Origin of the sequence: Agrococcus sp. Ld7 (assembly GCF_045064095.1) — a bacterium.
Taxonomy (GTDB): domain Bacteria; phylum Actinomycetota; class Actinomycetes; order Actinomycetales; family Microbacteriaceae; genus Agrococcus.
The window spans coordinates 240,625-254,404 of the sequence record NZ_JBISGY010000002.1 but is presented as its reverse complement, the minus strand read 5'-3'; the positions used below and the strand labels follow the sequence as shown (position 1 = coordinate 254,404).

General features: G+C 72.3%; 13 protein-coding genes and 1 tRNA gene. 8 read left to right on the top strand and 6 right to left on the bottom strand.

All coding sequences use genetic code 11. The features are described from left to right. Positions 1-2: 2 nt before the first annotated feature. A tRNA-Ser gene (locus tag ACJJVL_RS01425) sits at positions 3-90 on the top strand. Here the strand turns inward: ACJJVL_RS01425 and ACJJVL_RS01420 are convergent. Genes ACJJVL_RS01420 through ACJJVL_RS01410 form a run of 3 tightly spaced genes read right to left on the bottom strand, consistent with a single transcriptional unit; the run spans position 85 to position 4,303 of the window. Beyond that, complete coding sequence (locus ACJJVL_RS01420) at positions 85-2,958, bottom strand: cation-translocating P-type ATPase (protein ID WP_405216238.1); 2,874 nt, start codon at positions 2,956-2,958, stop codon at positions 85-87. The genes ACJJVL_RS01425 and ACJJVL_RS01420 overlap by 6 nt on opposite strands. Positions 2,959-2,966: 8 nt before the next feature. Next, positions 2,967-3,647: a LysR substrate-binding domain-containing protein gene (locus ACJJVL_RS01415; RefSeq protein ID WP_405216236.1), complete on the bottom strand. Its 681-nt coding sequence runs from the start codon at positions 3,645-3,647 to the stop codon at positions 2,967-2,969. 35 nt (positions 3,648-3,682) lie between these two features. Then, complete coding sequence (locus ACJJVL_RS01410) at positions 3,683-4,303, bottom strand: alpha/beta hydrolase (protein ID WP_405216234.1); 621 nt, start codon at positions 4,301-4,303, stop codon at positions 3,683-3,685. Positions 4,304-4,368: 65 nt separating this feature from the next. Here ACJJVL_RS01410 and ACJJVL_RS01405 point away from each other — a divergent pair, with 65 nt between their 5' ends. The 6 genes from ACJJVL_RS01405 (at position 4,369) to ACJJVL_RS01380 (ending at position 11,119) form a co-directional block, all read left to right on the top strand. Beyond that, positions 4,369-5,601, top strand: a complete 1,233-nt coding sequence (locus ACJJVL_RS01405) for a hypothetical protein (RefSeq protein ID WP_405216232.1) — start codon at positions 4,369-4,371, stop codon at positions 5,599-5,601. 47 nt (positions 5,602-5,648) lie between these two features. Continuing rightward, positions 5,649-6,188, top strand: a complete 540-nt coding sequence (locus ACJJVL_RS01400; protein ID WP_405216230.1) for an NUDIX hydrolase family protein — start codon at positions 5,649-5,651, stop codon at positions 6,186-6,188. Then, complete coding sequence (locus ACJJVL_RS01395; protein ID WP_405216228.1) at positions 6,188-6,796, top strand: hypothetical protein; 609 nt, start codon at positions 6,188-6,190, stop codon at positions 6,794-6,796. The genes ACJJVL_RS01400 and ACJJVL_RS01395 overlap by 1 nt, the downstream gene beginning before the upstream one ends. Beyond that, positions 6,793-7,851 carry an L-glyceraldehyde 3-phosphate reductase gene (mgrA, locus tag ACJJVL_RS01390; RefSeq protein WP_405216226.1) on the top strand — a complete coding sequence of 353 codons (1,059 nt, stop codon included), beginning with the start codon at positions 6,793-6,795 and terminating at the stop codon, positions 7,849-7,851. Before ACJJVL_RS01395 ends, mgrA begins: the two co-directional genes overlap by 4 nt. A 425-nt stretch (positions 7,852-8,276) precedes the next feature. Further along, on the top strand, positions 8,277-9,740 hold the full coding sequence (locus ACJJVL_RS01385) for an MFS transporter (RefSeq protein WP_405216304.1): 1,464 nt from the start codon (positions 8,277-8,279) through the stop codon (positions 9,738-9,740). 47 nt (positions 9,741-9,787) lie between these two features. Continuing rightward, positions 9,788-11,119, top strand: coding sequence for an MFS transporter (locus ACJJVL_RS01380; RefSeq protein WP_405216224.1), 1,332 nt, complete (start codon positions 9,788-9,790; stop codon positions 11,117-11,119). A gap of 37 nt (positions 11,120-11,156) precedes the next feature. On the opposite strand, the gene ACJJVL_RS01375 is transcribed toward ACJJVL_RS01380, so the two are convergent. After that, entirely contained in the window at positions 11,157-11,615 is a 459-nt protein-coding gene (locus tag ACJJVL_RS01375) for a SprT-like domain-containing protein (protein WP_405216222.1), read from the bottom strand. 83 nt (positions 11,616-11,698) lie between these two features. Then, positions 11,699-12,271 (bottom strand): hypothetical protein, encoded by a 573-nt coding sequence (locus ACJJVL_RS01370; protein ID WP_405216220.1) that lies wholly within the window; start codon positions 12,269-12,271, stop codon positions 11,699-11,701. A gap of 126 nt (positions 12,272-12,397) precedes the next feature. Here ACJJVL_RS01370 and ACJJVL_RS01365 point away from each other — a divergent pair, with 126 nt between their 5' ends. Further along, positions 12,398-12,673 (top strand): hypothetical protein, encoded by a 276-nt coding sequence (locus ACJJVL_RS01365; RefSeq protein WP_405216218.1) that lies wholly within the window; start codon positions 12,398-12,400, stop codon positions 12,671-12,673. A gap of 67 nt (positions 12,674-12,740) precedes the next feature. On the opposite strand, the gene ACJJVL_RS01360 is transcribed toward ACJJVL_RS01365, so the two are convergent. Beyond that, positions 12,741-13,523: a spermidine synthase gene (locus tag ACJJVL_RS01360; protein ID WP_405216302.1), complete on the bottom strand. Its 783-nt coding sequence runs from the start codon at positions 13,521-13,523 to the stop codon at positions 12,741-12,743. Between the last annotated feature and the right edge of the window lie 257 nt (positions 13,524-13,780).

The following is a 13,780-nucleotide window of genomic DNA, read 5'->3' as shown; positions in this document are numbered from 1 at the left end:
TTGGTGACGTGTCCGAGCGGCCGAAGGTGCGACTCTCGAAAAGTCGTGTAGGGCAACCCCCTACCGTGGGTTCAAATCCCACCGTCACCGCGGAACCGCGTCTTTGCTCTCGCCAGCAAGGGCGCGGTTTTTCTTGTGCCGGGCACTCCTGCTTCGCTCGATGGCGCGCAGCACGAGCTTGCGCAGCTCGTCGGCGATCAGCACGAGGGACGCCATGCCGACGCATACGGCCCAGTGCACGAGGTCCATCGATGCGGTGCCGAAGGCGGTCTGCAGCAGCGGCACCTCGACGACCAGCACCTGCAGCACGACGACGAGGGCGATCGATCCCCACAGCCACCGGTTGACGAACATGCGGTGGAAGGCGGAAGTGGTCTCCGATCGTGAGTTGAACGCGTTGAACAGTTGCGCGAAGACGAGGGTGGTGAATCCCGCGGTGCGCGCGACGTCGAGAGCGTCGTCGCCGGCGATGAGCCCGCCCGCCAGGAAGATGTCGATGGTGAGCAGCATCGTGATCGCCATCACGGTGCCGACGAACAGGATGCCGCCCCACATCCTCCTGTCGATGACGCGCTCGTCCGGCCGGCGCGGTCGGCGCCCCATGACGTCGTCGATCTCCGGATCCATGCCGAGCGCGAGGGCCGGCGCCGAGTCGGTGACGAGGTTGATCCACAGGATCTGGGTGGCCAGCAGCGGCACAGCCAGTCCGCTGCCGGACGCATCCGTCAACCCGAGCACGCTGGCGAGCAGCACACCGAGGAAGACCGTGAGGACCTCGCCCAGGTTCGACGAGAGCAGGAAGCGGAGGAACTTCTTGATGTTGTCGAAGATGACGCGGCCCTGACGGATCGCGGTGACGATCGTGGCGAAGTTGTCATCGCCGAGGATCATGCGCGCCGCCTCCTTCGTCACCCCTGTGCCCGTCACGCCCATGGCGACGCCGATGTCCGCGGACTTCAGCGCCGGGGCGTCGTTGACGCCGTCGCCGGTCATCGCGACGATGTGCTCGTTCGCCTGCAGCGCGTCGACGATGCGCAGCTTGTGCGCAGGCGAGACCCGGGCGAAGACCCGCACCTGCTCGACCGCCCGCCGCAGCTCCTCGTCGTCCATGGCGCTGAGCTCGGCGCCGGTGATTGCGCGCGCACCAGCCTCGACGATCCCGAGGTCGGCGGCGATGCGGGCTGCGGTGACCGGGTGGTCGCCGGTGATCATCGTGACGGCGACGCCGGCGCGGCGAGCCTGGGCGACGGCGGATGCGGCCTCGGCTCGCGGCGGGTCGATGACCCCCACGACGCCGAGGTAGACGAGATCGTGCTCCTCATCACCGTCGAGGTCGCCATCGAGCAGGTCGTGCGCATGCTCGTCGGCGATCCGATACGCGACGCCGAGCGTGCGGTAGGCCTCGCGGGAGAGGGCATCGACATCGGCGAGCGCGCTGGCGCGTCGCTGTTGGTCGAGTGGGACGACCCCGTCGCCGACGCGGATGTGCGTGCAGTCGGGCAGCAGCACATCCGGGCCGCCCTTGCTCATGAGCACCTTCCTGCCGGCCGCATCCACCTGCAGCGCCGACATCTTCTTCCGATCCGAAGTGAAGGGGATCTCTCCGGTGCGTTCGAAGCGCTCGATCGCGGCGAGCGTGCCAGGGAGCTTCGGCGCAGCGACGAGGAACGCCGCCTCCGTGGGGTCGCCCTGGATCTGCCACACGCCGTCGACCTCGGTCAGCTGGGCGTTGTTCGCGAGCGAGCCCGCGGCCAGCACGAAGCGAGCCTCGGTGATCGCGTCCTCGGGCACTCCATCGAGCAGTGCCTCGCCCGTCGGCCGATACCCGATGCCCGTGAGGCTCACGCGGCCGGATGCGGTGACGATGCGCTCGATCGTCATCTCGTTCCTCGTCAGCGTCCCCGTCTTGTCGGAGCAGATGATCGTCGCTGAGCCGAGCGTCTCGACTGCCTCGAGCTCCTTCACGACGGCGTTGTGCGCGGCCAGCCGCTGCACGCCGATCGCCAGCACGACGGAAAGGATCGCGGGCAGTCCCTCCGGCACGGCCGCCACGGCGAGCGAGACGCCGAGGAGCAGGATCTGCACCACCTCGTCGACGCTGCGCGCACCGGTGATGAGGAGCATCGTCGCCATGACGACGACCGCGATGAGCACCACGACGATGCCGAGCGCCTTGGAGATCCGCGCGATCTCCACCGCGAGCGGGCTCGGGCTCGACGCGGTGCGGTCGAGCATGTGCGCGATCGAGCCCATCTCGGTGCCCATGCCGGTGCGGGTGACGAGCGCCCGACCGACGCCCTGGGCGACAGCGGTGCCCTGATGCACCATCGACGCACGGTCGCCGAGCTGCGCGTCGACGGGCAGCGCGATGGTGCTCTTGTGGGCCGCCGCCGACTCCCCGGTGAGGGATGCCTCCTGGACGTGCAGCGCCGAGGCGGCGATGAGGCGGGCATCGGCGCCGACCGCATCGCCCGCCTCGAGCACGAGGACATCGCCGCGCACGAGCCGGTCGGAGGGGACGGTGGTGAGCGTCCTGTCGCGGAGCACCGTGGCGGTCGCGGCGGTCATGGTCGCGAGCGCCGCGACCGCCCGCTCGGCCTTGGCCTCCTGGGAGAAGCCGATGACGGCGTTCAGGATCACGATCAGCGCGATGACGATGGCGTCCACCGGAGCGCCACGGGTGCCCGCGACGATCCACGCGAAGAGCGAGATCGCGATCGCGACGAAGAGCAGGAAGACCAGTGGATCGCGAAGCTGCGCGAGCAGCTTCCGCCACCACGCGACCGGCGGCGTGCCGCGCAGCTCGTTGGGGCCGTTCACCGCGAGCCGGCGAGCCGCCTCGGCTGTGCTCAGCCCGACGGTGGGGTCGACCCCGAGGTCGGCAGCCAGCGCGAGCGCCTCCCGTGCCCAGGGGGCCTCCACCTCGACCGTGGGGCGGTCCGCCCGGTCATCCGCCACGGCCGGGGTCAGCGTCGTCCGCCGGGACCGGGCCTGCCGGAGCGGCCCGGGCCGCCGCGACGGTGCGGACGGTTGGCAGTCGGCTTCGGCTTCGAGGTCCGCGGCTTCGCGCCGATCGCGGCGTTGCCGGGCTCGACCGTGTGCCCTCGGTCGCCGCGTGAAGAGCCCGCCCGACGCCCCCGCGCGATGCCGATGAGCTCCTGGTGCAGCGGCGAGTCCTCGGACTGCAGCCAGATGAGGGCGATCGTGGTCACCGGCAGGTCGGTCACGACCCGGCTGCGGGTGCCGGGCCCGCCGAGCGCGCGCGCGACCGACATGGGCACGATCGCGAGGCCCGCGCCGGTCGCCACCGTCTCGAGCAGCTGGGCGAGCGACATGCCGCCCTGGTCGAGCATCTCCTCTCCGTCGAGATCCGCGACCGTCACGGACTCGAACGCGACGATCGGATGTCCCTTCGCGGCGACCACCACCGGCAGCTCGTCATAGAGCCGCACCACGTGCAGGTCGTCGCCGTCGACCGGCAGCCGCGCGAGCACCGCATCGGCGCGGCCGTCGCGGAGCGCACGCACCGGATCCGTCTCGTCGACCTCCACGAGCACCGCCGACACGTCGGGCACCCGCTCGCGCCACACCCGCAGCCACTTCGCGGGGGTCACCCCCGGCACACCGCCCAGCCTGAACCGCTCCATGCGTCCAGTCTGGCGCGTCGCGCACCTCGGCGGTGCTAGACGCGTTCGAGGAACGCGACGACGTCCGCCAGCTCGTCCGCGACGATCGAGTGCGGGCGCTCGTAGGTGTGGCGCTCCACGTCGAAGTGCGCGTCGAGCCATGGGGCGGAGCGCGCGACCCGGTCGGGTCCGATCACGTCGTCCAGGGTGCCGATCGTGGTCAGCAGCGGGATGCGCGGGTCGCGTGCGGCGAGGGCGGCGTCGCTCTCCAGCTCGCCGGCGTGCACGAAGGATGCGAGGTGCGCGATCGAGGCGAAGCGCTCGGGAGCCAGCCGGGCCAGCTGCACGGCCATCGCGCCGCCCTGCGAGAAGCCCAGCAGGTGCACGCGCCGCCAGGGGCGCTCCAGGCCGTCCAGCCAGGCGAGCACGGCCGCAGCGGCCTCATCGATGAGCGCGTGATCCGCGCTATCGATCGGCGAGAAGTCGAACCAGGCGAAGCCACCGCCGTAGGGCAGGGGCGCGCGCAGCGAGGCGATCGTCAGCGCCGCAGGCAGGTGCGGGGCGAGGCCGAACAGATCGCCCTCGTGCGAGCCGAGCCCGTGCATGACGACGAGCAGGTCGTGCCCGCCGTCCGTGCCCTCGCGCCAGCGCACCGCATCCGCGTCGATCTGCAGCATGGAAGCCCCTCTCCGCGGCGCCGATCGAGCGTCGCGCGTCGCTCGCAACACCGTAGCCTCGAAGCATGACGAACACCTCGGCGACCACCAGGGTGCTGCGCACCGCTGGCGGCCCGCAGCGCGGGAGCCGCCAGGCCGCCGGCCGACGTCGCGGGACCATCGGCCGCGTTGTGTCGCTCGACGCCGCGCGCGGCGTGCTCGTGCTCGGCACGGTCTTCTGGCTCGCCGCGCCCCGGAGGCCCTTCCCGTCCTCGCAGGGCTGGGATGCGATCGGGCTCGACGCGATCGCCATGCCCGCCTTCGCCGTCGTGCTCGGCTGCGCGTTCGCGATGGGGCAGCACCGCGGCTGGATGGGCGGCGGCCGGATCGTGCGCCGCATGCTGCTGCTCATCCTCCTCGGCCTGCTGATCGCGGCTGCCGCCGCACTCATCGGCGGAGCGGTCGCGGGGATCCCCGTGGCGCCGGACGCCGGCACGCTCGGCGGCCTGGAGCGCATGCGCGTCACCGGTCCGCTGCTGCAGCTGGCCGTCGCGGTGGCGGCGCTGGGCTTCGTCGGCCTGCTCGCCCGCAGCTGGTCGGGGTGGGCGTTCGCCGTCGCGATCGCTACCTTGGTCGGGGCAGGATCGCTCTGGCTCACGGTGGGCCTCTGCGGCGAGCTCAGCGATCGCTGCACGCCTGCCACGCTGCTCGTCAGCGGGGTGGCGGATGCGGCGGGCGTCACGGCGGATCCGCTCGTGACCGCCGGGGTGACGACCGTGGTCGCAGGACTCGGTCTCGCGCTGCCGGCGGCGGCGGGTGCGGCGCTCGTGCACGCCTTCCTGCGGGCGCGCAGCGTCACGCGGCACCAGCGCGGTCGCGTGGTCGGCTACGGGCTGCTCGCCGCACTGCTGTTCGGCGTGCTCGGCATCCTCGCCTACTTCACGCCCACCGTCTGGGGGCAGCAGAGCCTCGAGCCCTCGACCGTGCTGTGGACACCGCCGCTGACGCTCGCCGTCGCGTCGCTCGCCAGCCTGCTCGCGACCGCGATGCACCCGGCGATCGACATGGATCTGCGGGGCAGCACGTCGGCGCTGGGCGTGTTCGCCGAGCCCGTCGCTGCGGTCGGCCGCATCAGCCTGCTCGCGGTCGGCACGACGCTCGCGGCCCGCTCGCTGCTGGAGGCGATGACGCCCAGCCCCCTCGCTTGGTTCGCTGCGCTCGGCGACATCCCGTCCATCGCACTCGGCCTCATCGTGGTGGCGCTGTGGCTCGCGATCGCGCTCTGGGCGGAGCGCGCGGGACGCCGACTGCGCCCCTGATCCGCGGCTCGCGAGCGGGCGGCGCGCGGGGCAGGCACAATGGGGCCATGGCCGTGCGCACCCCTGACCCCAATCCCGGCTGGCTGAGCGACGACGAGCTGCAGCAGGCCAGGGAGCGGATGCCGATCCTGTACGTCGAGGCGCTCCCCGTGCGGCTCGACGGACTCGGCCAGGTCACCGACGTCGGCCTGCTGCTGCGCATGAACGCGCAGAGCCAGATGACGCGCACGGTCGTCTCCGGGCGCGTCATGCGCGGGGAGCGGGTGCGCGATGCGCTCACCCGTCACCTCGAGAAGGATCTGGGGCCGATGGCATTCCCGCAGCTGCCCGCCGACCCGACGCCGTTCCACATCGCCGAGTACTTCCCGCTGCCGGGGGACGGCATCTACTCCGACGATCGGCAGCATGCGGTCTCGCTCTGCTACATCGTGCCGGTCACGGGCACCTGCGACCCGCGCCAGGATGCGCTCGAGCTCACCTGGCTGAGCCCGGAGGCCGCGGCATCCGAGACGGTGACGAGCGAGATGGAGGGTGGCCGCGGCGCACTCGTGCGCGCGGCACTCGCCCGGTTGGGCGCGCTGCGCTGATGAGCGCCGACTACCAGGTCACCCTCGAGTGGGGCGCGGCGGGCCTCCGAGCAGCCGCTGCCGACGTGATCGTGCTCGCCGCGGCCGACCCAGGGCCCGAGCGTGCGGCGCTGCTGACTCTCGCGCCGCGCTCGGCGCTGCTGCTCGAGGCGACGCTCGAGAATGCCGCGCTCGTCGCGCGCGCAGCGCTCGACGAGCAGGAGCGACGCGGCGACCGCGCATCCGTCGCCATCATCGCGGTCGGTCGGCGGTGGCCCGACGGATCGCTGCGACCGACCGCTGCCGACCTGCTGGTCGCGGGCCGTGTCGTCGACGAGCTCGCAGCGCTCGGCATCGACTTCCACAGCCCGGCATGCGCCGCCGCGTGCGCGGCCGCGATCGCGCTCCGAGGCGCTTCCCGCAGCCTGATCGCCGCGGAGGCGGCGGCCGCGGCGACGCGCGCTGCCGACGTGCGTTCCGCATCCGACACCACGCCCGCGGGCGACGCTCGCGCTGCATCCGACGCCACGCCCGCGGGCGACGCTCGCGCTGCAGCCGACGCCACGCCCGCGGGCGACGCTGGCACCGCATCCGACACCACCCACGAGCACGCTGGAGCCTCACGATGAGCTGGACCGCCGACCCCACCCGCTACGACACCGACCGCCCCGACGCCATGCAGTACCGCCGCGCGGGCCGCTCGGGCCTCAAGCTGCCGGTGCTCACGCTCGGCCTGTGGCAGAACTTCGGCGACGACGCACCGCTCGAGCGGCAGCGCGCGCTCGTGACGACGGCCTTCGACCGCGGCGTCACCCACTTCGACCTCGCCAACAACTACGGCCCGCCCTATGGCGCGAGTGAGCGCAACTTCGGTCGCATCGTCGCTGGCGACCTGGCGGCCCACCGCGACGAGATGCTCGTCACCACGAAGGCGGGCTGGGACATGTGGCCGGGCCCCTACGGCATCGGCGGCAGCCGGAAGTACCTGATCTCGAGCCTCGACCAGTCGCTCGAGCGCATGGGCCTCGACTACGTCGACATCTTCTACCACCACCGCCCCGACCCCGACACGCCGCTCGAGGAGACGATGGGTGCGCTCGATCACATCGTGCGCACGGGCAGGGCGCTGTACGTGGGCGTCTCGAGCTACTCCGCGGAGGAGACCCGTCAGGCGCACGAGATCCTCGCCTCGCTCGGCACGCCGCTCACCATCCATCAGCCCTCGTACTCGATGCTCAACCGCTGGATCGAGACGGATGGCCTGCTCGAGACCGCGGGCGAGCTCGGCATCGGCGTGATCGGCTTCACCGCGCTCGCGCAGGGCCTGCTGACGGGCAAGTACCTCGACGGGGTGCCCGCCGACTCGCGCGCCGGCCGGTACGGGGAGGGCGCCTCGGTCAACCCGAACGTGTCTGGCGAGGCGACCCGGCGCATCCGCGGGCTCGCCGACATCGCCGAGCAGCGCGGGCAGTCGCTCGCTCAGCTGGCGCTCACGTGGGCGCTGCGCGACGAGCGGATGACCTCGCTCACGATCGGCGCCTCCCGCGTCGAGCAGCTGGAGCAGAACTTGGGGGCGCTCGCGGCAGCACCGCTCACCGCCGACGAGCTCGCGGCCATCGACGAGCTCGCGAGCGACGAGCCCGGCGTCGATCTGTGGGCCGACGCGCGCGACTCGCGCTCGTAGCGCCCGCGGCGCGGTAGCGGTAGCGGTAGCGGTACGGAACGGTCGCCGCCGCGGCCGCAGGGCGACCGTTCGGTACCGCTTCGCTCGCGGGGCGCAGGTGCCACGCGCGCGACCGGTACCGAACGGTCGGATGTCGCCCCGTGGGGCGACCATCTCGTACCGCTTGCCCACCTGCCCCCGGTGGCGCGGGCGGGCCCGCCGCCGGTGGCGCTCGCGGGCCCGCCGCGGTGGCGTTCGGTCGCGCGAGTGCCGCCACCGGTACCGAACGGTCGGGTGTCGCGCCGTGGGGCGGCCGTTCCGTACCGCTTGTCAGCGGAGGGCGGAGCGCGCGAGAAGGTGGGTGTTGCGCGGCGCCGCCGATCGCTAGCGTCGACCACGTGGCTCCCCGTGAGCCTCGCACGGCTGGGCGCAGTCGGGGCGAGCGCATGTTCCTGCACGTGCTCGCCAACACCGCGCTCGCGAACGTGACGACCGCGTACGTGTGGTTCGCGCTCACGTTCTGGGTCTACCTCGAGACCCGCAGCGTGCTCGCGACGGGGCTCATCGGCGGCGCCTACATGCTGTTCGTCGCCTTCGGCAGCATCCTCTTCGGCTCCATCGTCGACCACCATCGCAAGCTGCGCGTCATGGTGCTCTCCGGTTCCATCACCCTCGCCGCCTTCGCCGTCGCCGGCGCGATGTACCTGCTGCTGCCCGAGCCCGTGCTGCTGGATCTCGGGGCGCCGTGGCTGTGGCTGTTCATGGCGATCATCCTGGCCGGCTCGGTCGTGGAGCACATGCGCAACATCGCGCTGTCGACGACCGTCACGATCCTGGTCGCCGATGCGCGGCGGGCCAACGCGAACGGGCTCGTCGGCACCGTGCAGGGGCTCGCGATGATCGTGACGAGCGTGTTCTCGGGCCTCTCGATCGGGTTCCTCGGCATGGGATGGACGATCGCGATCGCCATCGGCATGCTCGCACTGAGCCTCGGGCACCTGGTGACGCTGCGGATCCCGGAGGATGTCGTCGCGGTCGACCCCGACGACGACGCGCGCGGCATCGACCTGCGCGGCTCCGTGCGCGCGGTGCTGGCGATCGGCGGACTGTTCGCACTCATCATCTTCTCGACCTTCAACAACCTCATCGGCGGCGTCTACATGGCGCTCATGGATCCGTACGGGCTCGAGCTCTTCGACGTGCAGACGTGGGGCATGATCTTCGGCTTCGCCTCCACCGGCTTCGTCGTGGGCGGCCTGGTGATCGCCAGGTTCGGCCTCGGGAAGCGCCCCATCCGCACGCTGCTGATCGTCGTCGCCATCATGGGGGTGCTGGGTGCCGTCTTCACGATCCGGGAGTGGTGGTGGCTCTACGCGCTGGGGATCTGGGCCTACATGGCGCTCATCCCAGCGGCCGAGGCCGCTGAGCAGACGATCATCCAGCGCGTCGTGCCGCTGCCGCGGCAGGGGCGGGTGTTCGGGTTCGCGATGGCATTCGAATCGGCGGCCGCGCCGATCGCCGCGTTCCTGATCGCGCCGCTCGCCGAGTTCCTCATCCTTCCGTGGGCACGATCGCCGGAGGGCGCCGCGGTGCTCGAGCCCGTGCTCGGCGTCGGCATCGCCCGGGGGATCGCGCTGGTGTTCCTGTGCGCGGGTGCGCTGATGGTCGTGGCCGCGGGCCTCGCGTTCCTCACCACGTCCTACCGGCGCATCAGCGACTCCTACGAGGCCAGCGCGCCCGGAGCGGCAACGGCCGGCGGCGAAGCGGGGTCGGATGCCGCAGTGACCTCGGTCGCCGCGCCCGCCGCGAGAGGTGGCGCGGTCGATGCTCGCGGTGCACCCGAGCGCGACGGCCGCAGCGCGAACGGCGAGACCGGGGCCGATGGTGCGTCGTCGGAGCCGAGGGGCTAGGAGGCGCCGCGCCGCGCCTGCGTGCAGGCTCGCGCACGGCATGATGCATGCATGACCATCGCCAGGGGGAGAGCGCTGTGACGTGGCTGTACCCGAAGCTCGTCAAGGGCGAGGGCAGCGACGACGACGTGGTCGCCTCGGCCAGGCCCGACATCGCCAGCAACGGGATGCGCCAGATGGGCGCGCAGGCCCTGCAGAGCATCGGTGACCAGGTCGTGAGCGCGAAGACCGTGCTGCCGTGGCTGCTCACCGCCGTCGGTGCGCCCGGCTCGCTGCTGGCGTTCCTGGTCCCGATCAGGGAATCCGGCTCGATGCTCCCGCAGGCCGCACTCACCCCGTGGATGCGGCGCCTCGCCGCCCGCAAGTGGGCGTGGGTCGGTGGCGCGGCCGCGCAGGCTCTGGCGACCGCCGCCATCGCCGCCTCTGCGCTCGGACTGCGGGGATGGGCGGCGGGAGCGGCGATCCTGGCGGCGCTCGCGGTCTTCGCCCTCGGCCGTGCGCTCTGCTCGCTGGCCAGCAAGGACGTGCTCGGGCGCACGATCCCCAAGGGCCAGCGCGGGCAGATCACCGGCATCGTCACGGTGCTCTCCGGAGCAGTCGCACTCGGGCTCGGACTGAGCCTGGAGGTGTGGGGCGGGGATGTCGGCGCCGAACTGCTCGCAGCGCTGCTGCTCGGCGCGGCCGGCACCTGGGTGCTGGCCCTCATCGTCTATGCCACGATCCGCGAGCCGGAGACCGAGCCCGGCGAATCGGGGGACGGCTCCAGCTGGCTCGGCCGGTCCTGGCAGCTGCTGCGCCACGACCCAACGTTCCGCCGCTTCGTGCTCGTGCGCGCGCTGCTGCTCGTCTCGGCGCTCAGCCCGCCCTTCGTGGTCGCGATCGGGGTGGCCAACCACGGGGGCGACCTGACGGGCCTGGGCCTGTTCGTGATCGCCCAGGGCGTCGCGAACGTGCTCGGCGGCCGCGTCTTCGGGCGCCTTGCCGACCGCTCCTCGCGACTGCTGATGGTGTGGTGCGCGCTCGGAGCCTCAGCGTTCATCGCGGCGTTCCTCGTGCTCCTGCAGGTGCCGGCGGCCCGCGATTCCGAGTGGCTCTACCCGGTGACGTTCCTGCTGCTGGCGTTCGTGCACCTCGGCACGCGGCTGGCTCGCAAGACGTACGTCGTCGACATGGCTGATGGCGACCGGCGCACGGAGTACGTGGCGGTTGCGAACACGGCTATGGGCGTGCTGCTGCTCGCGGCCGGTGCACTGACCGGCCTGCTGGCTATCTGGGGCAACGAATGGGCGCTGGTGCTGCTCGCCGTGCTGGGCGTCATCGGTGCGCTGATGGGACGCTCGCTGCCGGAGGTCAGCGCGGGGAGCGCCAGAGCCGCGTGAGCCGGAGTCGTGGAAGTCCGACCCCCGTCGGCGCGACTCAGGCGGCGTCCGCCCGCTTCCGCCAGCGCACCTCCACCACGCGTCGCTCGGCGCGCGTGCAGGGCTTGCACGCGTAGCGACCGCGCGGTGCGCGGAAGCGCACGTGCTCGTGCCCGCCCGGGCAACTGCCCACCCAGCCAGCGCGCTCCGCAGCGATCTCACCCTGATGCGTGCGCCCGCCGATGTAGCCGATCTCGCGCGCCGTGCGGCGCCACACCGGGCCGTGGCCGGCGCCCGGCCCGACCATCGCGTGCGCCACCTCGTGCAGCAGGATCTGATGCACCTCGTCGTCATCCCAGCGCGCGGCCAGGTGCCGCGAGACCGAGATGCGCTTCGCGGTGTAGTTCGTCAGTCCCGCGCGCTTCGCGGCGCGGTCGAAGTCAAAGTGCCAGGAGTCGTCGAGGTGCAGGCGGATGAGCGCTGCCGCCCACACGCGCACTCGTTCGAGATCAGCCATCCGTCACCTTCCGCCGGCTGGAAGCATGCCAGCAGCGGTCGATGCGGCGCGAACCGCGTGCGGGCACCTGTGGACGGTGCGGCTCAGCGCCCGCCCCAGATCGGGTGGCTCGCGCGCGGCACGTCGCGCTCGGCGCGCAGCGCCTCGGTCTGGTCGCGGTCGGTCGCCACCATCAGCGCGATCTCTGCCGCCTCGAGCTGCTCGGCGGGCAGCTCCGCCTCGCGGCACAGCTCCACCGCGACCGTGAAGTCGACGCACGCCTCGTGCCACTGACCGAGCGCGAAGTGCACGGTGCCGCGCTGCTGCAGCGCGTGCGCCCACAGCTCGACCCAGTCGTTGGAGCGCGACTCGGCAATGATCGCCGTGCACTCGCGCAGCGCCGTGCGCAGATCGCCGCGGGTCTGGACGACGGATGCCCGCAGCAACCGCGCCTCGGCGACGCGGTCGCGCGATCCGGAGGCGCGGGCGAGCGTCACGGCCTCGTTCGCGGCGGCGAGCGCATCGTCCAGTCGCCCGATCGACTCGAGCAGCCACGCGCGCTCGGAGACCGCGGCGAGCGACCGCTCGCGGCCGAGCTGGCGCAGCCGGCGCGCGGCGGCAGCGACGTCGACGGCGTTCCGCAACGCGGTCTGGTCGTAGCCGATCGACTCGCTCATGTCGCCATGATCGCGCACCCGGCACGATTCGCGCGAAGCACGCGCCGATCCGGGCCGAGCTTTGCGGAAACGACGGTCGGCCTGCAGCCCCATCGTGCCATCGTGCGTCTAGCAATGCTCATCGGCATGATGCTCGCTGCTGCGATCGTGACCGGCCTGGCGCTCGGCTACCTGCTGCCGACGGATGGCCCCTGGCACGGCCGCAGCGTCGTCCGCGCGCTTGCGGCACTCGTCGTCGTCGGAGCGGCCGCGCTGGCATGGCCGCGACTCTCGCCCCACGACAACTGGCCTGCCCTCGCCTTCGGTGGCGCTGTCGTCACCGGCGTGCTCATCGCTCTGCAGATCGAACGGATGAAGGATGTTCGCGCGCTGGCTGCAGAGGACGCGCTTCCGTCGCACTGAGGCCCTCGCGGCCGCCAGGGCCGGCAGTCGCGGCCGCGGTGGAGCGCTCGGTTGGGTGCCGAATCGATCAGCCGAAGATGCCGCGATCCGGCGCCGGGCTGGGCGTCGCATCGGCGTCACGGGCCGGCTGCGCGCCGCCCAGGAAGCGGCGCAGCTCTGCCCCTGCAACCACCTTGCCGGGTAACGGATCGCGCCGCAGCGCGCGGCCGATCTCGTCGATATCGGGCAGCGCGCCCGCGACCGCGACCACGTTCCCGAACCGCCTGCCCTTGAGCATCCCCGGGTCGGCGAGCGCTGCCACGTCGCCGTGCACCTCGTCGAGCGCCGCCAGTTGCCGCTTCGCGAACGACAGGGTGCGGTCGTCGGCGATGTTCACGATCGCGACGCCGCCGGGAGCGAGCAGGTCGCGCACGAGCGCGTGGAACTCCACCGTTGTGACGTGCGCGGGCGTCTGGGCGCCGGAGAAGACATCCACCACCACCAGGTCGACCGCGCCGCGCAGGCCCGCCGGCAGCCGGGTCAGCTGCTCGCGGGCATCGCCGTAGCGCACCCGGATGCTCGCGCCGCGGGGGAGCGGCGTCACCTCGCGCACCAGCTCGACCAGCAGCGGCTCGAGCTCGATCACCTGCTGGCGCGAGCCGCGCCGGGTGGCGTCGATGAAGCGCGGGATGGTGAGCGCGCCCGCGCCCAGGTGGACCGCTGTGAGCGGCCCGGGCGGCATCGCGTCGATCACGTGGCCTATCTGCTGCACGTACTCGTAGACCAGCAGCTCCGGCCGTTCCGGGTCGACGTGCGACTGCGGCGTGCCGTCGACGACGAGCTGCCAGCCGCCGGCGCCGGAGAAGCGCATCTCGGCGTGCAGGCCGCTCGAGAGGCGTCGGCTGGGAGTGCTCACCGGCCCATCCTCTCGCGCCCGAGCCCCGCTACCATCGGGTCGACGACCGCCGCCAACCGACACGCCGCGCAGACTGGACATCAGCGCGTTCGCGGCGTAACGTAGCGAGTTGCGCTCAAAGACATCCCCTCTGCCTTCATATTGCGGTCGGCGCGCGCCCGAATCGGGCGCTTCAGGGTGTTGACGAGTCTCTCACCGACGACACGATCCCG